The sequence below is a fragment of the Desulfopila aestuarii DSM 18488 genome (genome assembly GCF_900143695.1).
GTDB lineage: Bacteria > Desulfobacterota > Desulfobulbia > Desulfobulbales > Desulfocapsaceae > Desulfopila > Desulfopila aestuarii.
On record NZ_FRFE01000022.1, the window covers coordinates 60,671 to 83,580 of the forward strand.

The following is a 22,910-nucleotide window of genomic DNA, read 5'->3' on the forward strand; positions in this document are numbered from 1 at the left end:
CCATTGATTATGCAGAATGGTCTTGAATCCTTCTAACTCAATACACATCGTTTTTGATTAACGCATGATCCCTTGAAAAGTCAATCAAATTCCAGTAAATGAAAGAAGTGATAGAGAACGCGCACAACAATGGTTTACCCCGCTGTTCCCGCCTTTTCACCAATTCATGACAACATTCACACAGGCCGTAACAACAACTGAACCTTCCAGATAGTTCAACGAGTCAGAAAAATTACCAGTCGGTTGCTGCATTTGTATTCACGCAAAACCGGCACTCCACACCTCAACCACGAGCTTTTTTCGATGACCAATCCCACGCTTTTCTCCCAGGTTCAAAAACCTGGGCGTTACCTTGGCAGTGAGTATAACACCGCCAGGAAAGAATGGCAGCATGCCGATGTTCGCTGCGCCCTCGTTTTCCCAGATCTATATGAAGTCGGCATGTCCCATCAGGGCTTACAGATCCTCTACCATATTGTCAACGGCCAGGACAATATGCTGGCTGAGCGCTGTTACTGTCCCGACCGGGATGTGGAAATACTGCTTCGCCAGCAAAACATGCCCCTGACCTCGCTGGAGTCTGGTAAACCCCTCGCGGAATTTGACCTTTTGGGCATCACCCTGCCCTATGAACTCTGCTATACGAATATCCTCACCGTTCTCGATCTGGCCGGGCTCCCCTTCCTGGCAAAAGATCGCGACAATTCATACCCGATATTGCTTGGCGGCGGTTCCTGTGCCATGAACCCGGAGCCGGTGGCGGACTTTTTTGATGCCGTCCTTTTAGGCGATGGCGAAGAAGCCATCGTAGAAATTGCCCAGGCTATTGCCGACGGGCGTCGTGACCACCTCGATAAAGTTGAGCTTTTAAAGCGACTTGCCACCATTGACGGCGTCTACATTCCAGCCCACTTTACCCCGGAGTATGATGAATCCGGATCGATCACCGGGATCACCTGCCATAATGATCGTTCTGACCAGGTGCAACGCCGAGTCCTCGCAGATCTAGGCGCTACCGATCATCTACTGAACCCCATCGTACCCAATGCCAAGATCGTCCATGACCGGCTGGGAGTGGAAATCGCCCGAGGCTGTACCCGTGGCTGCCGGTTCTGCCAGGCGGGTATTACCTATAGACCAGTGCGCGAACGAACCCCGAAACAGGTATTCGACCTTGCCACCAAAGGCATTGCCAACTCTGGCTTTGAGGAAATGGCGCTTTTGTCACTCTCCACCGGTGACTATTCATGCCTTGGCGATGTACTGCCAAAATTGATGGACCAGTTCGCCGACGAATATGTCTCGGTGGCCATGCCATCCATGCGGGTCGGCACCCTTACCCCACAGATTATGGACCAGATTAAACGGGTGCGGAAAACCGGCTTCACCCTCGCCCCGGAAGCAGGCAGTGAACGACTTCGGCGGGTGATCAATAAGGGCATCACCGAAGAGGACCTGCTTGAATCCTGTCGCACAGCCTTCGCACTTGGCTGGAAAGTAATGAAGTTCTATTTCATGATCGGCCTGCCGACAGAAACAGACGAAGACATTGACGAGATCATCGAACTGGTCAAAAAATCCGGTTACGCCATGAATTCGGTGGGTAAGGGCAAGAAGCAGATCAATGTCAGTGTTGGTACCTTTGTGCCCAAGCCGCACACACCATTCCAATGGAGCCGACAACTCACCATTGAGGAAAGCCGAAAACGGTTCTCTCATCTCAGGCAGAATCTACCGAAAAAGGGCTGCAACATGAAATGGCACAGCCCCGAACAAAGCTTTCTGGAAGGTGTTTTCTCCCGCGGCGACCGAAGACTGGCCCAGCTCCTCATCCGCGCCTGGGAAAAAGGCGCCCGACTTGACGGCTGGCATGAGCATCTTGATTTCACCCTTTGGCTTACCGCAGCAAAAGAATGCGAACTGGTGCTCGATACCTTCCTGCGCGAACGGGCACAGGACGAGATTCTGCCCTGGCAACATCTATCGACCGGTGTCGATCACGATTTTCTTCACAGTGAATGGCAGAAGGCGGTAAGTGAAATCTACACTCCGGACTGCCGTTATCACGGCTGTCAACAGTGCGGGCTCTGCGACTTCGACATCGTCCAGCCGATTGTCCACGGTAGCCTGGAGCCAGGTAAAGACTCTCAGGACACTCTGCCTAGCTCGCATTCAAGACTTGATAAACGTTCGATCCCGGCCCACGATGAAAACCATTTTAAATATCTGGTCAGCTACAGCCGCACGGGCAATATCTGCTATCTTGGCCACCTCGAATTTCTACAGCTCATTTTCCGGGCATTACGGCGCGCCAATATCACCACAAACTTCTCCAAGGGCTTCCACCCGACCCCAAAGGTATCGTTTGCTCCGGCCCTCCCTGTCGGCACTATCAGCAATTCTGAGTTTTTTATTATGGACCTGCCGGAACTGCTTCCCGATCCCAAAGCAACCGCAACCTTGCTCAGCAGCAAGCTTCCTCCCGGTCTTGAGGTAAACAGCATTGAGCTTCACTCCGGCAACCTGCCGGCGGCGACAGAAAGCTGCTACACCCTACAACTCACCCGGCCCATTCGTGACGATGAGGTAGAAATGGCAACACGATTCATGGAAGCAGATGAATGTATCATTTCCAGAACACGAAAGGGCAAAGAACGGCAAATAAACATCAGGCCCCTTATTACCGAGCTTGCCAAAAACAGTGATGATACCTTTGTCATGCGGATCATCAGCCGAAATGCCGAACCTGGAATCAAGCCTAGCGACGCGCTTCATCATATCTTTGATATGGATGAAATGGAGGCTCTCGCCGCGACCGTAACCAAGATTTCATGGAAGGCAATAGAAGCATGATGATCGAACTTGCCTCACAATACGTTCCGTGGTACCAGTGACATAAGCTTACGTTCAGACCACATAATCCACTAACGTTTAATCGAGAATAAGGAGAATCCATGGAGAAGAAGATCATACTTCGTGATGATGAGATGCCGAGACAATGGTATAACGTGGTTCCGGATATTCCAAACGGCCTGCTGCCACCCCTCGATCCCGAGACAAAGGAACCGATGGGACCGGAAAAACTCGGGGCCGTGTTCCCCATGGGGCTGCTCGAGCAGGAGATGTCCACCACCAGATATATCGATATCCCTGAAGAAGTGCTCGATATCTACAAAATCTGGCGTCCAGTGCCTCTCGTTCGCGCCACTAATCTCGAAAAGGCCCTCGGAACCAAAGCCAAAATCTTCTTCAAGAACGAAGGTGTCTCCCCTGTCGGTTCACACAAGGCCAACAGTGCTGTTCCCCAGGCCTATTACAATATGAAAGAAGGGGTCAAACGACTCTCCACCGAGACCGGCGCCGGTCAATGGGGCAGCGCCCTCTCGTTTGCCACTTCCAAGTTCGGGCTGGAGTGCAAGGTCTATATGGTACGGGTCTCTTTTGAGCAGAAACCCTATCGGAAATCGATGATGCAGACCTTTGGCGCCCAGATCGTTGCCAGCCCAAGTGAGGAAACCCGCACAGGCCGAAAGATCCTCGCCGAGTTTCCGGATACCCCCGGCTCACTCGGTATCGCCATTTCTGAAGCTCTGGAGGATGCCGCCGGCCGTGAGGATACCAAATATGCTCTTGGCTCGGTATTAAACCACGTGTGCATTCACCAATCCATCATTGGCCTTGAAACGAAAAAGCAGCTGGAAATCGCCGGAGAATATCCGGATGTTGTCATTGGCTGCTGTGGTGGCGGCTCCAACTTTGCCGGTATCGCTGCCCCCTTTATCCCGGATTATCTTTCCGGCAAAAAGATCCGTTTCGTGGGCGTTGAACCCTCGTCCTGCCCCTCACTGACTATGGGCCGCTTGGCGTATGATTTTGGTGACGTAGCCCAAACTACCCCGCTCCTCTACATGTACACCCTGGGTCACGATTTCATTCCCCCTGGCATCCACGCCGGCGGCTTGCGCTATCACGGAATGTCGCCGATCATCTCGGCTCTTGTACGTGAAAACATCATCGAGCCAATGAAAGTTCACCAGCTTGAATGTTTTGAGGCGGGAGTACTCTTTGCGCGTACCGAAGGTATCATTCCTGCCCCGGAAACCTGTCATGCTATCCGTGCGGCTATTATTGAAGCCACCAGAGAGCCGGACAAAAAGCAGACTATTCTCTTCAACTTCTCCGGTCACGGCCTCATTGACATGGCCTCGTACGATAAATTCTTCGCGGGCGATCTGCACAATTACGATTACCCTGAGGAAGCGATCGCACGCTCTATGGCAAATTTGCCGAAAATATAAGTCTCTTCCCCCTCCGGTCGCCATCGCGACCGGAGGGTTGGTCGCTTTATGCCATGACATTTCGCCGGCCCCTGCTGTTTACGGTATTTCTAATATTTACCCTGCTGCCGCAACTTGTGGCCGGCACCATCCTGCCCCGTAATAAAATTACTAACGGCGGGTATATCCTCTATAAAAACGGGAACATAGTCGAACAGTTTCGCGCAAGCGAGCTCTTTGTTCCCGCTTCAACCATCAAGTTGCTTACCGCCTACTCCGCCCTCAAGACCCTTGGCCCGGAGTTTCGGTTTACCACCTCGTTTTATCTCGACGCCAATCATGTTCTCTATATCCGTGGAGGTGGCGATCCTGTCCTGACCACAGAATCACTTACCAGCGCCGCGCAAGAGTTAAAGCGAAGGGGTATCACCAAGGTATCAGGCTATGTGCTTGACGATTCTCTGTTCGCCCTGGAACAGCCTCTGCCGGACGGCTCTGAAAATTCTGCCAATCCGTATGATGTCGCCAACAGCGGTTTGGCGGTGAATTTCAACTCGATTGCCGTTGCCAAAGCCAAGGATGGAACAATCACTTCCGGGGAGAAACATACACCGCTCACTGTGCTGGGCCGTGAAATCGGTCAGCAGCTCAAGCCCGGCAAACACCGAGTCAACATCAACGCCTTTGAGGTACGATCCTCTACCCCACTGCCACTCAGATACAGTGCCGAACTTCTCCACGAACTTCTGGTACAGGAAGGGATAAAAGCAGAAGCCGTTATCCGGCCAGGCAAGGTGCCCACCAATGCAAAACTCATTTATGATCACCTCTCGTCGCAGTCGCTGGTGGAGATTGTTCGCTCCTGTCTCTATGTTTCCAATAATTTTATTGCCAACCAGCTGGCCTTGACTGCCGGGGCCCAGCACTTTGGTGCTCCCGCCACCTGGGAGAAGGCACGGCAACTCCTCACCCATTTCGCAACCAACAGGATCGGTATTTCGAAAAAAGAACTGCAGGTCGTCGAAGGTTCCGGTCTGTCACGGCAGACCCGGATAACTCCCATTGCCATGCTGAAAATACTCCGAGCCTTTGAACCATATCGGGAGCTACTGCCGGAAAAATACGGAGCCCAGCTGAAGTCAGGTACCATGAGCAACGTTTTTTGTTATGCGGGTTATCTCGATGCACCGGAGGGCAACGTACTCTTTGTGCTGATGTTGAACCAACCGGAAAATACCCGTAAAATGCTGCTCTCCAGCCTGGAAAAACAGTTTAATCCGGTAGGAGTCGTTACACCGGCCACTGCAAAAATTTCAAAGAAATGAAAATAGCTGCAATATTTTTCCTTGCATTTTAGTATATTGCACCTTATTCATCGTGAAAGCTTTTGATAATACACGCTATTTTTATCAGGAGGTACGAATGAACGGTGCATTCTTTGTTGACTAGGAAACTATGGAGACCCTCATTTCCAAGGGGAAAACTCGACTTGAGGGGACGCATTTGACCGTGGCGGATACAGGGGACTCCTACCAGCTGGTTCCAGCCGTTAAGGTACTGTCCTGCGAAAACTGCAGCAAAGACCCGCTTCGAATCAGCGACAAGTACATCCCACTCTCCATCCTGGAATCGGCGGGTGTTGATATTCACCTCGACTCCATCATTCTCCACAACCACTCCTATCACATCGACCCCGGCTATATCTGCAAAAGTACCCAAATAGACCTCAGCGACGGCTGACAGCCCGGTTCTGCCTATACCAAATCCCGCTTGATTTTTCAGTGTAATTTCTCTACGCTGGCACAAGTTACTTACTTCCAGTCCCAATTCATTTATTCTTTAATAGCTGCCTTGCACATCGACTCGGGTACTTTGGGCCGAGTAACGATGTTGCTCGTCCTTGGTGTGATCTTTCAACCAGCCGGGCTTGCCAGTAACCCATAGGAGAACAGGATTATGAAAAAACGTTTAAGAAGTTTCGCTATCCCTCTCGCATGCAGTGTGATCGGTGCAACACTGCTGCTGGGGGGCTGCAACAGCCCAAAAGGAGACGCCGCCGAGGGGCTGCGCTGGTACAACATGCATAACTGTTCGGCCTGCCATGGGCCAAACGGCAATGACGGGAGGGCGGCAAAAATTTCTGCAATCGATATGAGCTTTGGTGCGTTTGTCGGGATACTGCGAGACCCGTACTCACCCAGCATGCCACGTTTTACGGAAAAGAAAATCTCAGAAAAAGATGCTGCAGATATCTATGCCTGGCTGAAAAGCATGCCAGAATAACCCCTTTTTCTGCCCACGCCTTAGGCGGCACTTTTTCTTTAATGTCTGGGCCTTCAACCGATTGCCCAATGGATATCAGCTCCTGCGAAAGAATTATGTACGGTGCAGGAAAAAATCCCTGCCATCAGCGAAAGAATGCTTATTATCCTTTACAAGGACAAGGAGTTACAGCTGATATTCTACAAGATTATTTCCAGACAATCGCGTGAAGGGTGCCCCGAAGCAAAAGGGCAACAGGCCCCCTGCTGAGACAGCCTCATTAAAGGAGACGTCCATGATTAACAAACTGTATGAACTGCTTGAAACGGTAGGCTTCACCCATCCACTGCACCCCATCATGGTGCATATCCCCATGGGTATGGTGATAGGTATGGTATTATTTGGTGTGGCAGGAATAGTGGGGAAAAAGGCAAGTCTGTTCAGCACCGCCCATCACTGCGCCGTGCTGGCGCTACTTTTTATCGTTCCCACCCTCGTGACCGGGGTACTCGATTGGCAGGCGAAGCTGGGCGGTGAGTGGGAAACACTCATTATCGTGAAAATGGTCCTCGGCGTGGTACTCACCGGCCTTTTAACCATAGCAGTTGTCATGAAATCCAAAGGTTTGGCACCGAGAAAACTCCTGCTTCTCTATCTGTTGTGCATGGCCTGCGCAGGAGGCCTCGGATTCTCAGGTGGTGAGCTGGTTTACGGCTGATCTCCACCTGGGTCCGCAATGATCATTGGTGATATGTTTTTTTCCTTGCCCATAACTGGCACCACCAGTTATGGGCATTGTCGTCGCTGACGTGAAAAACCATTCATCGACGGAATAACTGCAACACCCCAGCAAGAATCAACAGTGCCGGCCACCACTGTTTCACCAACTCCTTGATCTGGCCGATCGGTATGAGTCCCAAATTTGACAAGAGCAGAAGTGATCCTGCGGCAATAAGAACAATCGGTCCAATAGTTACTCGCATAGCCCCTCGCGTGATATAATAATTCGTATTTTCGTTCTGGGGAAAGTAGGATATCGTACCGAAAAAAACAATTACTTTTACTGCACCTTGCCCCCGCCTCGTTTCCGCCATCTCTAGCTAGAAGGCGCTTTCCACATTCGGTAAGCACCTGGCGAGATACCGTTTTTTGCAAAAACTCGCTGGCACCTTCGGCCAGTACTCTTTTCTGAGCACCCAGATCACTGTAACCCGTATAGACTAGTCAGGCGGATACTTCATTTACGACGTTGCAGCTCCCAGCCCCATCGAGAGATAAATCGATTTCTTTGCCTTATACAAACCGGTATATTATCCTCTTCCGCAAAATATTTTTTTCTTTTCATGATAAATACAACATGAACATTCTTCATACTTCCGACTGGCATATCGGCCGCACTCTGTACGGCCGGAAACGGTATGACGAGTTTGCTGCCTTTCTTGACTGGCTAGTGCACACCATCGAAGAGCACCATATCGACGTGCTGATTGTGGCCGGCGATATATTCGACACCTCCACGCCGAGCAATCGAGCCCAGCAGCTCTATTACCGCTTTTTACAAGAGGTCTCAGCGGGATGTTGCCGCCATGTGATCATCATCGGCGGTAACCACGATTCGCCTTCACTCCTTGAGGCACCGAAAGAACTGTTGCGGTATTTTCAAATTCATGTTGTTGGAAGAGCTGCCGACAACATTGAATACGAGGTGTTGGTCTTAAAAGACGAGAAAGGCAACGACGAGCTGATCGTCTGCGCCATCCCCTACCTCCGTGACAGAGAAATCCGTAACGCCCGCGCCGGCGAAGATATTGACGACAAGAACCGTAATCTGATTGAGGGAATAGCCACCCATTACCAGAAGGTGGTGGCATTCGCCAACGGACTGCGACAGGCCTCAGATCATTTTCTGCCGATCATCGCCACCGGCCATCTCTTTATGGTCGGTGGAAAAAAGGTTGAAGGCGACGGTGTCCGTGACCTTTATGTAGGTTCTCTGGCGCATGTTGACGGCACCATTCTCCCGCCGGAAATCGACTATCTTGCCCTTGGCCATCTTCACAGCGCGCAGATGGTGGCTCAAGATCCCACCCGCCGCTACTCAGGCTCTCCACTGCCCATGAGTTTTGGAGAAGCGGAAAAGGTGAAACAGGTTCTCCTCGTAACTCTCACGGAAAACGATGTCGCGGTCACCCCGATCACCGTTCCCAACTTCCAGCGTTTGGAAACCGTTAGGGGCAATATCGAAGAAATAGTTAAGAAGATCGAAACCTTAAAAAAAGAGCAGCAGCCTGTCTGGCTGGAAGTTATCTACGATGGCACCGAACTTGTCTCTCAGCTGCAACTGACCTTGCGCGAAACGGTGGCCGACTCGCCACTGGAGATCCTCAGAATCGTCAACAACCGGCTTATCGCAAGGATTCTTGAGAGCACAGTTCCCCAGGAGACACTCGACACCCTGTCTGAAGAGGCGGTCTTTCACCGCTGCCTTGAGGCCCACAACATCCCGGAAGGGCAGCACGAAGAACTGCTACACCTCTTTGGAGAGACCTTGCAGGCAATTACCGATGAAGATAAACAGGCCGAATAGGCTCAGTGAAAATCAGTTCTCATGAAGATCCTGCATATACGTTTTGCCAATCTCAACTCTCTTGCCGGTGCCTGGGCCATCGACCTGACCGGTCCGGAATATTTAGCAGACGGTATCTTCGCTATTACCGGCCCCACCGGTGCGGGCAAGAGCACAATCCTCGATGCGGTCTGTCTTGCTTTGTACGGCCGCACTCCCCGGCTGAAACTGGTATCAAAATCCACCAACGAGATCATGACCCGCCATACCGGTGAATGCTGGGCTGAAGTGGAGTTCAGCACCTCAAAAGGGTGCTACCGCTGCCATTGGAGCCAGCATCGCGCCCGAAAAAGTGCAACTGGCGATTTGCAACCGCCGCGCCATGAGATAGTCGATGCCACCACCGATCGCCCCCTGGAGACCAAAATCAAACTGGTCGCCCAGAAAGTCGTGGACGTAACCGGCATGACCTATGAACAGTTCACCCGCTCCATTCTCCTTGCTCAGGGCGATTTTAACACCTTTTTGAAAGCGCCACCTGATGAACGTGCACCAATTCTGGAACAGATAACCGGTACCGATATCTACAGCCGAATATCCAGAAAGGTCCACGAACGAAAAGGTGAGGAACTGGCGCAGTTCGAAATGTTGAGTAAAGAGTGTGACGGGTTCACACCTCTTACCGAGGAGCAGCTGACTCAACTCAACAGCCAACTCGCGGCATTGACTGAGGAGACAGGACAAATCCAGAGTCAGATTAACCATAACCGTAGCCTGTTCGAATGGCATATGACCCGGGAGCGACTGCAGCGTGATATAAGCTTACAGGAAGAAAAACTCAAGGAACTGGACCGCAATTGGCTTGACCTGGAACCCCATCGTCAGCGGTTGGCAGCAGCAGAAAAGGCAAAGTCACTTGAGCCGCTCCATCTTCGCCTGTCAGATGAGCAGCTGCTTCAAGAAAAAGAACAGAACGAACAGGACATTTCTGCCCGCCTTCTTGCCCACAAAGCAAAAGAGCTGGCCGATACGGGCAAGAGCGAAACAGCAGCGCGTGAAGAACGGGATACGCGTAAACAGGAAGCCCGTGAACAGGAAGTGATACTGCGAAAAGTACGGCAGCTTGATCAGCAGATCCAGATGATAGCTGAACAGCGCACCGAACTGACGAATCAGCAGGCAACCGAACTTTCCCGCAAAACTACTACTGAAAAACTGCTCGAAAACCTCGCCAATAAAAACCTGGCAATCGAACGGCAAGTGAAAACATTGGAACAGTTCCGAAGCAGCCACGCCATAGACAGCGCACTGGTTCAGGAGTACAGCGGAATCAAAGAGCAGATTGATCAGTATCAGGAAACTGCCGAACGCCACAAAGCAGTTTCCGCCCTGCTTCCGCCCCTGCACCAAAAGAGCAAACATCTTGGAAATTTAACTGAAATAAAAAAAGCCGAAACAACCAAACTGATCGAACAACAAGCTGCACTCGAACAACAAGAGGCAAAGTGCACCGAAAATTTGGCAAAACTGCTGGGCAACACGACCTCAGAGCATCTCTACGAAAAGGACAGCCAGCTACAGAAACAGCTTAATTTCCTCGAACAAACTGAGGAGCTCGCCAGGCGATATGAACGAATTGCCAAGGAGCTAGCCTCCCTCGCCTCCAAAAAAGAGACGGGTACAGAGCAACAAAAACACCTGGAAACCCGCTGCCAGGAACTGGTCGTGCAGGCCCAACTCCAGCAGACCAATGTAGAAAAACAGCAGCAGATCCTACGATTGGCTGAGAAAGTCAAAAGCTACGAAGAGGAACGAAAGCATCTTCTTGACAATCATCCCTGCCCGCTCTGTGGTTCATTCTCCCATCCCTATGCCAGTGGTGGCCAGGAACCGGATGAAACGAGAGAACAAGCCTGCCTGAAAGTAGAAACCCGGCGTCTTGATCAACTTCGTGAAGAGCTGACCACTGCCCGAACAACACTTGCCAGCCTTGAAAAAGAACAGGAACTGGTCGAGCTCAACATATCTGCCTGCACAACTGAACAAGCAGAGATAGGCCGGAATATTGCCAAACTCTCCAGCGAACTGGGGTTACAAGCTGCTGGTGACCTAAAAGAACAACTGGGGCGTCTGCGACCTGATCTGACCCGTCAACGTGACCAGTTGTGCATACTGAGGAATGAGGTCCAAACACTCAAAAATCAGCTGGAAAGCACGACTCGCGACCGAAATAGTCTCATCAAACGGAGTAACGATACTGAACGGGAGTTACAGCAACTGCTCCATCAGCAGGAAAAGGTTGAAGCCCTGTTGCTACAGCACTCGTCAGAACTCGAACAATTGAACCGGTCGATGAGAGATAAAGAGACCACACTGACCAAAAGACTTGCATCATACATCACCTCCCCTGTTACGATCGACAACTGTGGAAGGATTGTTCAGGAATTGAACAATCGGAGATCGACCTGGCTGGAAGGCGAGAAGAACCAACAACTCCTCACAACCCGCCTGCAGGAAATTCGTGGGGAGCTGACTAGCCAGAAACTTTTGCTGACCAATCAGCAGGAAACCTGCCGGGAAAAGCAAAAACAACTGGCACAGCTTTCAGCCACTTATGACGGGATGTGGCAGCAAAGGACGCAACTCTTCGGTGAAGGCCATCCCGATGAGGCGGAGAAACAGATGCAGGCCCGTCTGGACAAATGCGAACATCAGGTAACTCATCTGGCCAACCGCCTCAGCAATTTACGAGAAGAGCATGCCGCTCTTATGGCTAGCCAGACTGCACGGAGCGTGCGGATAAACGAGCGCAAGAAACTGCTGGAAACCTTGACCAGCAACTTCACTACTGCACTTCTTGAAGCCGGCTTTGCTGATCATGAAAAGTTTCTGGCCAGTCGCCTGGAAGACGAAGAGCGTACAGAGCTTCATCAGGCAATAGAGAGCATGCAAAAAGCAATCGAAGAAACAAAAGCGCTGCTCCAGGCAAGCAGAGAGGCGCTGCTGGAAGAGAAGAACAAGAATCTCACCGATATGTCACGTGAAGAGCTTGAGATCCGGCTTACCGAATTGCAGGACAACTCTTCGACGGCGCAACAAACAATAGGGGCCCTGCGCCAGCAACTACAGGACAATGAGCGGCAGCAACAACACCATAAAGAAAAGCTTGAGCTGCTCTCCGCCCGCAAGGTCGAACTGGATCGCTGGTCGCGACTCCACGAACTCATCGGCTCAAACGATGGCAAAAAGTTTCGCAACTTCGCCCAGGGGTTAACCTTCGAAATCATGATCAGCCATGCCAACACCAGCCTTGCCAAGATGAGTGACCGCTATCTGCTGGTACGAGATCCATTGCAGCCGCTGGAGCTGCATGTGATCGATAATTACCAGGGGGGGGAAATCCGTTCCACCAAGAACCTTTCGGGCGGTGAAAGCTTTATTGTCAGCATGGCGCTGGCGCTAGGACTCTCTACCATGGCCAGCCATAATGTTCAGGTCGATTCGCTCTTTCTGGATGAAGGATTTGGCACCCTTGACGAAGATTCGCTGCAGACCGCACTCGACACCCTGTCCAGTCTGCACCAGGAAGGCAAGATCATCGGTGTTATCTCCCATGTCAGCGGCCTCAGGGACCGTATTGGTACCCAGATCCGGGTAACACCCGGTCTGGGCGGTATCAGTCGTCTCTCCGGTCCCGGCATATCCAGAAATCAGGATGCACATGCCAGTTGATCAGTAGGTCTCCGGCGACTGCTTTCGACGCCAACCCGTTGTCAGACGAGTCCTCCAGCCTGCATCCCATTTTCAGTCATGTCGAATTAACGTTTTGATTTTTACAAACAACTCTGCTAGAGATCAGGGAATTGCTTCGATATTTTATTAAATTCTATCCATTATCATATGAGCTCTACGACCCCGGTCCCCCATCAGCACCTTAATCTCAGCAAAATTCCCGCTCTGCCCCAGACACTCATAGAGTTGCTCGATGCCTGCAACGACCCGGAGGTCAATATCTATGGTGTCGGCGAACTGGTGGCCCGGGACAGTGTCATCAGCGGACGAATCCTGCAGCTGGCCAATTCAGCCTTTCTCGGCGCCAAGTCCGCTTTTGGTGAGATACAACAGGCTGTCATATATCTGGGTCTCGATACAGTCCGAAACCTGGCAGTCTGCGTTTCGGTTCATGAAACCTTCGATGCAAACAGCAACAGTGCAAAAATCAATCTGCCGCAGTTCTGGTATCATTCGCTTTTAACAGCCATCCTCGCAAAAAATCTGGCAGAGAAAACAGCAAAAGCCAGCCCGGCTGAAGCCTATCTTTGCGGACTGCTCCACGACCTCGGTAAACTTCTGCTCGCCTCTGGATATCCTGATGACTATGAACGGCTCCTCACCTCCGTGCCTCAAGGGAAGACGTTCACCGAATCTGAGCAACACTATTTTGGCATCCACCACGGAGATGTTGGCTCCAGCCTGATCCACCACTGGAAACTCCCCGAACATCTGGCTAAGGCCATTGCACTGCACCATACACATTCTGTAAACGGTTCAGAAAACCCGTTGGTCGATATTATCCATCTGGCCAATAGCCTCAGCCATATCCCTGATGAGGATGGAAACATTCCACCGCTTCCCTTAAGCATATTATTAGGCAAAAAAGAGTTGCGCGCCGTTCTCACGGCATCTCAAGCATCAGTGGATGAGATCGCCCGAGCTTTGGGTATCAAGGTGGAAAAGGGAGTGGATTCGGCTGCCAAGCACCAAAAAACGACTAAAGACGATAGCCTTCGACAGGAACTGCAGGAGAAAACCCGGCAAATGATGGTACTGCACGGGGCAATAGACAACCTCCTTAAAGCGGAAAATCAAGACCGTATCTGCCAGATCCTGGAAGAGACGCTGATGTTGCTTGCCGAGCTCCGTCACGCCTTTCTCCTCCTCCCTCAAGATGGAACAAAGGATTTATCTGTCGCTATCTCAGCAGCCAACCCGTTACGACAACATCTCGCGGACATCCCAATTCCGGATTGCAGCAGCTCTTCTATCATCCACCAATGTATCGATAACGCAATAATCTGCCACACCGGTCCTGATAGAACCACCAGGAGTGAAGCTGATAGCCGGCTTACGGCGTTTCTGAATTGCGAGCAACTGCTGGCTATTCCCCTACCCTTGGCCGACACGGAACGCGGTGCACTGGTACTCGGACTCAGAAGTTACCAGGCTGACCAACTTGGCGTTCACAACAATTCGCTTTCTTTTCTGGCAAGCCATGTCGGAGCGCGACTTTCGCTTGAACAACTGAGCCGTCGCATGAGTTCCGAACTCATCCATAAAGAGTTGACAGGAGTGGAAAAGGTCACCCGCGCTATCGCCCACGAGATCTCCAATCCTCTCGCCGTTATACAGAACTATCTCGTTGTTCTGGAAAGAAAAATTGGCAACGGCGACAACCCTGCCCAGGACCTGCAGCTCATCGGTGATGAGATCGGCCGCATCAGCACCATCGCCCGGCAACTGGAGAATCTGACCGACCTCACCCGCCGACCGACCGGCAAATCAATGCGGCTTGATCATATTCTCCGCGACACCCTCACCTTTTTTCGCGAATCGCTCTTCTCCCGCAAAAATATCGAAGTCCAGGTCCGGCTTGAACCGGAAACGAGATCCTTGGTGGCACCGGTTGAAATCCTGCGCCAGGTGCTGGCTATCCTTTTTGCCAATGCCGCCGATGCCATGCCCGATGGTGGCCGGATCGAGATCGGCAGCTCGCTTGCCGATACTGGGCAACCATATTCCGAAAAGATACTAGCAATTTCTGTTTGCGACAACGGCCCTGGAATCCCGGAAGAGATGCGACCCACCATTTTCAATGCCGGTGTCACCACCAAGACCGAAGGACATCTGGGGCTCGGTCTCAGCATCGCCCGCAAACTGTTGCTGGACCGAGAGGGCACAATTGGCTGCACACCTGCGCCCGGTCGAGGAACCTGCTTTACCATACGCTTACCCATTAGCGACTGATCGAACTGCAACGTCGATTATTCGAAATACTATCGCCCAGCCCCCTGAAAAGGCTAGGCTTTTCCCTCATGAAAAAATATTCTTACCTGCTTCCTTACCGAACCGTTTTCCCAATAATTTGCATATAGTATTGTAATACCAATACATTTATCAAAATACGCATATATGCCCCCCTATGCACTTTCCTCTGCATCACACCTCCAAATTGACCGAACCTGCTGATATTATTATTTCAATTAACAGGACTGATATTATCTCGTAGTTTTATTTAGGTAAATTCACTGATGACAGGGTGATAGATTACCAAATACGACAAGACACCCATGAGGTAGCAGCAAAGCTGAATAATTGGTATCCGGAGTGACAGTGAAAGTAATAAGCTGCCCGAAAAGTAACAACTCTTTCAGAATGAGACAGCATCATGGGCAATGCAATACTCGTCGTTGACGACGAACGAAATTTTCGCACCGGCATCCAGTTTTTTCTCGAAGAAAATGGTTATGCTGTTGATCAGGCCGCTACTGGCAGTGAAGCTTTGCTGCAACTCAGGGAAAACAGTTATCAGGCCGTTCTTCTCGATCTCCTCCTGCCCGATGTCGAAGGCATCGAACTCGCCGAGTTTATTACCCTCAACCATCCTGACACCGCTGTCGTCATCCTTACCGGCAACGGTTCCATCAACACAGCCGTGCGAGCTGTTCGCTACGGTGTTGTTGACTATTTGCAGAAACCGTGCAGGCCTGAGTTGGTGCTCCAGATTCTGGCCCGAGGTATCGAAAGCAAGCGATTAAAAAAAGAGCTGATTGCCTCGAGATACACCTTCGAACAGCTGGCCGCTGCTACTTGGGAAGGTATCGCCTTTTTCAGCGACGACCGCCTCACCCAATGCAATCCCCAGTTCTGGGAGCTTTTTCACATAGCCGAACCCACTGCCGAAACACCACATCATCTCCAAGAGTTTGTCAAAGATTGGCAGGCCTGTATGACCCTGCTGCAGCAATGCCCGACGGGTGAGCCATCGATCTTTGAATCTATCGGTTTTTATGGCGATGGCACCTCATTTCCTCTGGAAATACGGCTCCGGAAGATGCGGGAGAAAGGTGAACTCAGCTGGGTCGCCGCCTTTCGCGATATCAGTGCCAGAAAACAGGACGAAATGTCCCGGCTCAAAATGCAGGAAGAGCTGACCAACGCCCAGCGGATGAAATCTATCGGCCTCATGGCCGGCAGCGTGGCCCACGACCTCAACAACATCCTCACCGCCATCGTTACCTTTCCGGAACTGTTGCTGATGAAGATGGAAAGCACCGAAAAGTATCGTGAAGATATTGACCTGATACGAAAAGCGGGACAACAGGCTGCGGCAGTGGTGGCCGATCTACTGACCGTGACCAGAGGCGCCACCAGCCAAAAAGAAAGCTGCAACCTGAACGATATCATCGAAAGCTATAAGGGATCTCTTGATTATATCCAGCTGGAACGTGAGTATCCCAATGCTGAAATCACTTTCCGCCTGCATCCCCAGGTGGCTGCCATCGAAGCCTCACCCGTTCACCTGACCAAAACCCTTATCAACCTGTTGGCTAACGGTATCGAGGCGGCTGGCCCTTCCGGCAGTATCTCCATCACCACAGAAACTCGCTGTCTGCAGAAAATGAAGGAAGGCTACGAAATCATTCCGCCAGGCGCCTTCACCGTTCTTTCGGTGCGGGACAGCGGACCGGGGATCTCAGAAGCAGATCTGCCCAGACTGTTTGAACCGTTCTTCTCCAGAAAAAAGCTGGGCAGGAGTGGAACCGGCCTCGGACTCACCGTCATCTGGAACACCATCCGCGACCATCACGGCTATATCGATATACACAACACCCCCGGAGGCTGCTGTTTCGAACTCTATTTTCCTATTACACAGAAAACTGCAACGCAACTCACCCCAAGCACCTTCACTCATCCGCCGGTGGGTAATGGTGAAAAGATACTGGTCGTGGATGATGAGAAGGGCCAATTGGAGGTAACCGCAGCGCTACTCAAGCGGCTGGGCTACACACCGATCACTGCCGGGAACGGCCAAAGCGCGGTGGATTATCTGCACAAGGAGCCGGTTGACCTGCTGCTTCTGGATCTGTGGATGGAACCGGGAATTAACGGTTACGAAACCTACCGTAAGGCCAAAAAACTGAGAGCAGATCAGAAAGCCATTCTCACCTCCGGCTATTTCCGCCCGGAAGACAAGGCCACCTCACAAACACTGGGTATCCGCCAGCATCTCACCAAACCCTATTCCATCCAGGCATTGGCCCACGCCCTGCATGATGAACTTCAGGATCCATCCTGAGGAAGCCGGCAACTCAGCAAAATTATTCGTAGACCTCTGCCCGGGAGAGAAATACGCCTGCACTATCTTTTTGTGATAGACTCGGGATGATATTCTCCGGCCATTCAATACCAAGGTAGGGATCGTTCCAGATAATGCAGCGTTCATGCTCCGGCGCGTAATAATCGGTCGCTTTATAGAGAAAGTCTGCTGATTCGGAAAGAACCAGAAAAGCGTGGCCAAACCCTTCCGGAATATAGAGTTGGTGTTTGTTTTCCTCACTCAGGATCTCTCCAACCCACTGACCGAAGGTTGGAGACGATCTGCGAAGATCAACTGCCACATCAAACACCTCTCCACTTACTACCCGTACCAGCTTCCCCTGAGATTGTTGTATCTGATAGTGAATGCCACGCAGTACCCCCCGGCTTGAGCGGGAATGGTTGTCCTGAACAAAGATTGGATTGAGCCCGGTCTGCTGCTGCCACACCTGCTGGTTAAAACTTTCCATAAAAAATCCGCGCTCATCGCCAAAGACCTTCGGTTCAATAAGCAGGACATCCGGTATCGCTGTCGGTATAATATTCATTCTGTAATCTCCGTGATACAGGCAGCCTCAGCTGTACATCTGCCGGTAATAGTCTTCATAGCTGCCGTCCACAACCCCTTGCACCCATTCCTGGTTGGCCAGATACCAGTCGATGGTCATTTCGATACCTTTTTCAAAGGCCACCTGCGGCTCCCATCCTAATTCGGTGCGGATGCGTGCGGCATCAATAGCATAACGACGATCATGTCCAGCCCGGTCTTTGACAAACCGGATCAATGAGCGCCTGGATGCACCTGATGGCAGTAAGCCGAGCCTGCGATCTAAAATATCACAGATGCCCGTGACTACCTGAATATTTTCTTTCTCGTTATTACCACCGATATTGTAGCTCCGGCCATTCTGCCCTTTTTCAATAACCCGCACAATGGCCTCGCAGTGGTCCTCAACATAGAGCCAGTCCCGAATATTTCTGCCGTCTCCGTAGACCGGCAGCTCACGACCTTCGCGCGCGTTGTTCATCACCAGGGGGATCAGTTTTTCCGGAAACTGGTACGGCCCATAATTGTTGGAACAGTTGGTGATCCTTACCGGCAGGCCATAGGTGTGAAAATAGGCGCTGGCAAGGTGATCCGAAGAGGCCTTGGAGGCTGAATAGGGGGAACGAGGATCATAGCCTGTACTCTCGGTAAACAGTCCTGTCGCACCAAGAGAACCATACACCTCATCGGTGCTGACATGCAGAAAACATGGCACTGGCCCCGACCAGGATTGCCCCTGCCAGAATCTCCTAACCGCCTCCAAGAGGGTAAAGGTACCGAGGATGTTCGTCTCAATAAAGGCTGCCGGCCCGGTAATGGACCGATCCACATGGGACTCCGCGGCAAAATGTGCCACTGTATCGATCTGTTCTTCGGCAAAAAGACGTTCAATCAGTGAACCGTCACAGATATCACCGCGTACAAAACGATAATTCTCCCCTTCGACTATACCCTCAAGGTTATGGAGATTACCGGCATAGGTCAGTTTATCGAGATTGACCACCCGCCAGGAGGGGTAAGAACGGTTGAGTAGACGGACAAAGTTTGTTCCAATAAAACCGCAGCCACCGGTTACAAGAATTGTTCTTTTCGTGATCATGATTTGGTCTACCTGATATTTTCTAGTTGCAATATAGGAAAAAGAGCCTATTCTTCAGCATTTTTTTTTGTCGTTCTTATAATACACCAGAGCGGGAGAAGATAGAGTTTTTTCTCTCTCTGCTCAAGAAGACACCCTGGAAGACAGTCTCCCCACCCCTAAAAGAACAACTTTACCCAGAAAGTCGCAACCAACGGTCCAGGACTGTTTGCCCTGGCGGCTTCACATATAAATTCAGCGATATCAGGTTTATGAGTAAACAACTGTTAAACGAAGTTAAAAAGCGCCGGACCTTCGGCATCATCAGCCACCCTGATGCCGGTAAAACCACCTTAACAGAAAAACTGCTGCTGTTTGGCGGTGCCATCAACATGGCCGGCGCGGTGAAGTCCCGTAAGGCTGACCGGCACGCCACCAGTGACTGGATGGCCATTGAGCAGGAGCGTGGGATTTCCGTCACCACCTCCGTCATGAAATTCACCTACCGGGATTTTGAGGTGAACCTGCTCGACACCCCCGGCCATCAGGACTTCTCTGAGGATACCTATCGAGTGCTTACAGCCGTGGATTCGGCCATCATGGTGATCGACAGCGCCAAGGGTGTCGAGTCACAGACCCAGAAGCTCATGGAAGTATGTCGGATGCGCAACACCCCGATCATCACCTTCATCAACAAACTCGACCGGGAAGGTCTCAGCCCTTTGGATGTGCTGGCTGAGATTGAGGAAAAACTGCAGATCGAGTGTACACCACTTTCCTGGCCGATTGGTATGGGCAAAAGCTTCAAAGGTGTTTACAACCTCTACCAGAAACGGCTTCATCTCTTCACACCGGGCCAGGAAACCCGAAGCGCACAAGGGATAACCATTGACAGCCTCGATGACCCCAAGCTCGATGAACTGCTAGGACGCCAGGCTGATGAACTGCGTGAGGATATCGAACTGCTTGACGGTGCCGCCAACCCGTTTGAATACGACCACTATCTTTCCGCCAGCCAGACACCTGTCTTCTTCGGCAGTGCCGTCAACAATTTTGGGGTCCGGGAACTGCTCGATGCTTTTGTTGAGATGGCCCCGCCTCCCAGCCCGCGCCAGACCCAGACTCGCATGGTTGAGCCCACCGAGGAGGAATTCTCAGGTTTTGTCTTTAAAATCCAGGCCAACATGAACCCGGCTCACCGAGACCGTATCGCCTTCTTCAGGATCTGCTCCGGTCAGTTCACCCGAGGCATGAAAGTCAAACACCATCGGCTGGGCAAGGACATCTCACTCTCCAATGCCACAATTTTCATGGCCCAGGAGCGGGCCAACGTTGAAGAGGCCTGGCCGGGGGATATCATCGGTCTCCATAACCACGGTACTATCAAGATCGGCGACACCTTCACCACCAAGGAAGAGCTGAAATTCACCGGCATCCCCAACTTCGCCCCCGAACATTTCCGTCGGGTACTTTTAAAAAATCCGCTGAAAATGAAACAACTACAGAAAGGGCTGGTGCAGTTGGCGGAAGAAGGTGCCATCCAGGTATTTCGGCCAATGATAGGTTCCGACTATGTCATGGGTGCAGTGGGTGTCCTGCAGTTTGAGGTCACCATGGCCCGGCTGAAAAATGAGTACGGGGTCGATGCCGTCTATGAGCCGGTCGACTACCAGGCCGCACGCTGGATTCACTGTGACGACAAGAAAAAGCTGGCCGAATTTGAGCGAAAGAACCAAGATGCCCTAGCCCACGATGCAGAAGGATTTCTCACCTTCCTCTCCTCCAGTGAGTGGATGATCAACTATCACAAGGAAAAGTGGCCGGAGATCGAGTTTATGAAAACCAGGGAGAATGTCTAGCCTGGCTTTCTCGAGCTGGTGGTAAGCAAAGGGAACAACATGGGGTGCACCCTAATGGCGATTAAGCATTGGCCATTATCGATGCACCCACTGAAGCAGAGACAACGGAGATGACAACATCAACTGGATGTGCAGCCTTCTACGCTCAGTTGAGCTATTCCTCATCAGACACAAAGATGATGGCATAGCCTCTGGCCAGAGAAGTTGACGTCTTTTTTCTGGCAACCGTGAGTATACGCTGAATTGTACCCCGTGAAACGCCCATACGCGCACCAGCCTCTTCCTGGGTCAGTCCCTCGGAGTCGCAGAGCCGTAGCGCCTCAAGTTCATCACGGTGCAGTTCGATCTGTTTCAAATCCTTTAACGGGGTACCTGTGGGTTTATAGGCCTGCCCACAGAAGCTACCTTCACAATTTCTTTGTTTTTTTGGTCTCGGCGACATAATTACTTTAGGTATCGTAAATGAAGCCGGCTCCGGGGAAGAGCCGGTAGTCGTTTGTAGTACTCGATCTTTATACAGCCGATGGCCAAAAATTGCAATTTTCTAATGTTGGCAATTTCCGGACCCTTGGCAGACCTGGGTAGGCTGCATACGCGGCAGCTGCCCATCCACAAAAAGCTGGACCAGAGAGCGTACGTCAGGACCACTGTTCGGGCCGGCAAAATAGACATCTATCCCGACCTGAGTGAAACCCTGCATCGGTCGAGCGCCAAGGCCGCCAACCACGATGGCCTCGACACGTGCATCACTTAAGATCTTCACCGGTGTCATGCAGCCACCCGCCTGATGGCCGTGGTTGACAATGGTATCAATGTTTTCAATAGTGTTTTCCGGAGTCAGGCTGACCACGGTAAATACGTCACAATGACCGAAATGGTCTGACCTTGCGGCCTCTAGACCGCCGGGATTGTTTGAGGGAATAGCAAGTTTCATTTTTATTATCCTCCGAGTATGATTTTTATTATCTGCAATATCGATTTTGTCGATTTTCAGATATGATACGCTCTACACATGCTTTCAAATCTTGAATACCAGATCATGCCCCGCATGTCGAAGAACATCATATTTGACATATGCACATAATAACTTTTCCAGCATGCCTGGTCAACTCCTTTTCTTCCCTGGCAGACCAAACGCTGCAATCGCCTGCATGGTAATGCAATAGACCAACAAGAAATGGACATCAATTGGGATTTCAAGTACATTACGCCCACTATCGCGAGAGTGTTAGAGACCTATCACCCTCGGTAAATTCCGGGTTCCATTCCAGCCCGGAGAAGTCCACCTGCGCAAGGCGGAATATCTACAAACCTCCTGAAATACCATTCATATCCGTTGGTATTCCGTTTTTTTTACAACTGTCTATTATGCATAAAAATCTGCTCATCTGGATCTTCGTCGTCCTGGTCGGCACTACAAGCCCGCTCAGCCATGCAAGCGAGCCACCGTCCGACAGCGTCGATTTTACTGAGCTGGTGGTAACCACATCTGCAACTCACCTTATTCTTTTCGGGGTTATCGCCAATGCCTTCAGCGAAGAGATGGTGTCTGGCCTGAAATCCGGTATCCCCATCGACTTCTCGTTTTTCGTGGAACTTCTTGAAAAGGATGGCGGCAAGGATAAGGAAATGCTTGTCAAGACTCAGTTTCGACACACCCTCACGTATGACACATTGAAAGACAATTATAAGGTCGAACTTGAGGAGTTAAGCAACAAGATCACCCCCTACCCTGAACTTTCTGAGGCCCAACGGGCCATGAGTGAAGTCAACGGAGCACAGATTATCGAACTTGCCAAACTTGCACCGAACCGTACCTACAAACTTCGCATCAGAGCCGATCTCTTCAAACAGACCTTGCCACTCAGCCTGCACCACATACTGCCTTTTGTTTCCTGGTGGGATAGGGAGACCGATTGGCACACCCTTGAATTCAACTATTGAC

Annotated in this window: 17 protein-coding genes; 12 read left to right on the top strand and 5 right to left on the bottom strand. The window is 51.2% G+C overall.

What is annotated here, in order from left to right; genetic code table 11:
• Positions 1-303: 303 nt before the first annotated feature.
• The 6 genes from BUF15_RS18770 to BUF15_RS18795 all read left to right on the top strand — a co-directional run bounded on the left by BUF15_RS18770 (position 304) and on the right by BUF15_RS18795 (position 7,257).
• The gene (locus BUF15_RS18770; protein WP_073615251.1) at positions 304-2,853 is read left to right on the top strand and encodes a TIGR03960 family B12-binding radical SAM protein; all 2,550 of its coding nucleotides are present in this window, start codon (positions 304-306) and stop codon (positions 2,851-2,853) included.
• A 101-nt stretch (positions 2,854-2,954) separates the two neighbouring features.
• On the top strand, positions 2,955-4,298 hold the full coding sequence (locus tag BUF15_RS18775) for a TrpB-like pyridoxal phosphate-dependent enzyme (protein WP_073615252.1): 1,344 nt from the start codon (positions 2,955-2,957) through the stop codon (positions 4,296-4,298).
• 53 nt (positions 4,299-4,351) lie between these two features.
• Positions 4,352-5,602, top strand: coding sequence for a D-alanyl-D-alanine carboxypeptidase/D-alanyl-D-alanine-endopeptidase (locus tag BUF15_RS18780; RefSeq protein ID WP_073615253.1), 1,251 nt, complete (start codon positions 4,352-4,354; stop codon positions 5,600-5,602).
• Positions 5,603-5,732: 130 nt separating this feature from the next.
• Positions 5,733-6,017 carry a hypothetical protein gene (locus BUF15_RS26860; protein WP_143170780.1) on the top strand — a complete coding sequence of 95 codons (285 nt, stop codon included), beginning with the start codon at positions 5,733-5,735 and terminating at the stop codon, positions 6,015-6,017.
• Between the two features lie 216 nt (positions 6,018-6,233).
• A complete protein-coding gene (locus tag BUF15_RS18790) occupies positions 6,234-6,560 on the top strand; it encodes a c-type cytochrome (protein ID WP_073615255.1) in 327 nt (108 codons plus the stop codon).
• Positions 6,561-6,834: 274 nt separating this feature from the next.
• Entirely contained in the window at positions 6,835-7,257 is a 423-nt protein-coding gene (locus BUF15_RS18795; protein WP_073615256.1) for a DUF2231 domain-containing protein, read from the top strand.
• A gap of 103 nt (positions 7,258-7,360) precedes the next feature.
• Here the strand turns inward: BUF15_RS18795 and BUF15_RS27475 are convergent, their stop codons facing one another.
• Entirely contained in the window at positions 7,361-7,522 is a 162-nt protein-coding gene (locus tag BUF15_RS27475; protein WP_200802417.1) for a LiaI-LiaF-like domain-containing protein, read from the bottom strand.
• Between the two features lie 374 nt (positions 7,523-7,896).
• On the opposite strand from BUF15_RS27475, the gene BUF15_RS18805 reads away from it, so the two are divergent.
• The 4 genes from BUF15_RS18805 (at position 7,897) to BUF15_RS18820 (ending at position 17,461) form a co-directional block, all read left to right on the top strand.
• A complete protein-coding gene (locus tag BUF15_RS18805; RefSeq protein WP_073615258.1) occupies positions 7,897-9,126 on the top strand; it encodes an exonuclease SbcCD subunit D C-terminal domain-containing protein in 1,230 nt (409 codons plus the stop codon).
• A gap of 21 nt (positions 9,127-9,147) precedes the next feature.
• Entirely contained in the window at positions 9,148-12,837 is a 3,690-nt protein-coding gene (locus BUF15_RS18810; protein ID WP_073615259.1) for an SbcC/MukB-like Walker B domain-containing protein, read from the top strand.
• A 168-nt stretch (positions 12,838-13,005) separates the two neighbouring features.
• The gene (locus BUF15_RS18815) at positions 13,006-15,129 is read left to right on the top strand and encodes an HDOD domain-containing protein (RefSeq protein ID WP_073615260.1); all 2,124 of its coding nucleotides are present in this window, start codon (positions 13,006-13,008) and stop codon (positions 15,127-15,129) included.
• Between the two features lie 421 nt (positions 15,130-15,550).
• The gene (locus BUF15_RS18820) at positions 15,551-17,461 is read left to right on the top strand and encodes a hybrid sensor histidine kinase/response regulator (protein WP_073615261.1); all 1,911 of its coding nucleotides are present in this window, start codon (positions 15,551-15,553) and stop codon (positions 17,459-17,461) included.
• Positions 17,462-17,483: 22 nt separating this feature from the next.
• Here BUF15_RS18820 and rfbC read toward each other — a convergent pair whose 3' ends face one another.
• Both rfbC and rfbB read right to left on the bottom strand, forming a co-directional pair.
• Positions 17,484-18,029, bottom strand: a complete 546-nt coding sequence (gene rfbC / locus BUF15_RS18825; RefSeq protein ID WP_073615262.1) for a dTDP-4-dehydrorhamnose 3,5-epimerase — start codon at positions 18,027-18,029, stop codon at positions 17,484-17,486.
• A 27-nt stretch (positions 18,030-18,056) separates the two neighbouring features.
• Positions 18,057-19,127, bottom strand: a complete 1,071-nt coding sequence (gene rfbB, locus BUF15_RS18830; protein ID WP_073615263.1) for a dTDP-glucose 4,6-dehydratase — start codon at positions 19,125-19,127, stop codon at positions 18,057-18,059.
• Between the two features lie 251 nt (positions 19,128-19,378).
• On the opposite strand from rfbB, the gene BUF15_RS18835 reads away from it, so the two are divergent.
• A complete protein-coding gene (locus BUF15_RS18835) occupies positions 19,379-20,965 on the top strand; it encodes a peptide chain release factor 3 (RefSeq protein ID WP_073615264.1) in 1,587 nt (528 codons plus the stop codon).
• Between the two features lie 154 nt (positions 20,966-21,119).
• Here the strand turns inward: BUF15_RS18835 and BUF15_RS18840 are convergent, their stop codons facing one another.
• Positions 21,120-21,407 (bottom strand): DUF134 domain-containing protein, encoded by a 288-nt coding sequence (locus BUF15_RS18840; protein ID WP_073615265.1) that lies wholly within the window; start codon positions 21,405-21,407, stop codon positions 21,120-21,122.
• 102 nt (positions 21,408-21,509) lie between these two features.
• Positions 21,510-21,899, bottom strand: coding sequence for a NifB/NifX family molybdenum-iron cluster-binding protein (locus BUF15_RS18845; RefSeq protein ID WP_073615266.1), 390 nt, complete (start codon positions 21,897-21,899; stop codon positions 21,510-21,512).
• Between the two features lie 434 nt (positions 21,900-22,333).
• Between BUF15_RS18845 and BUF15_RS18850 the strand changes: the two genes are divergently transcribed.
• Positions 22,334-22,909: a DUF4390 domain-containing protein gene (locus BUF15_RS18850; RefSeq protein WP_073615267.1), complete on the top strand. Its 576-nt coding sequence runs from the start codon at positions 22,334-22,336 to the stop codon at positions 22,907-22,909.
• The last annotated feature ends 1 nt before the right edge of the window (position 22,910 follow it).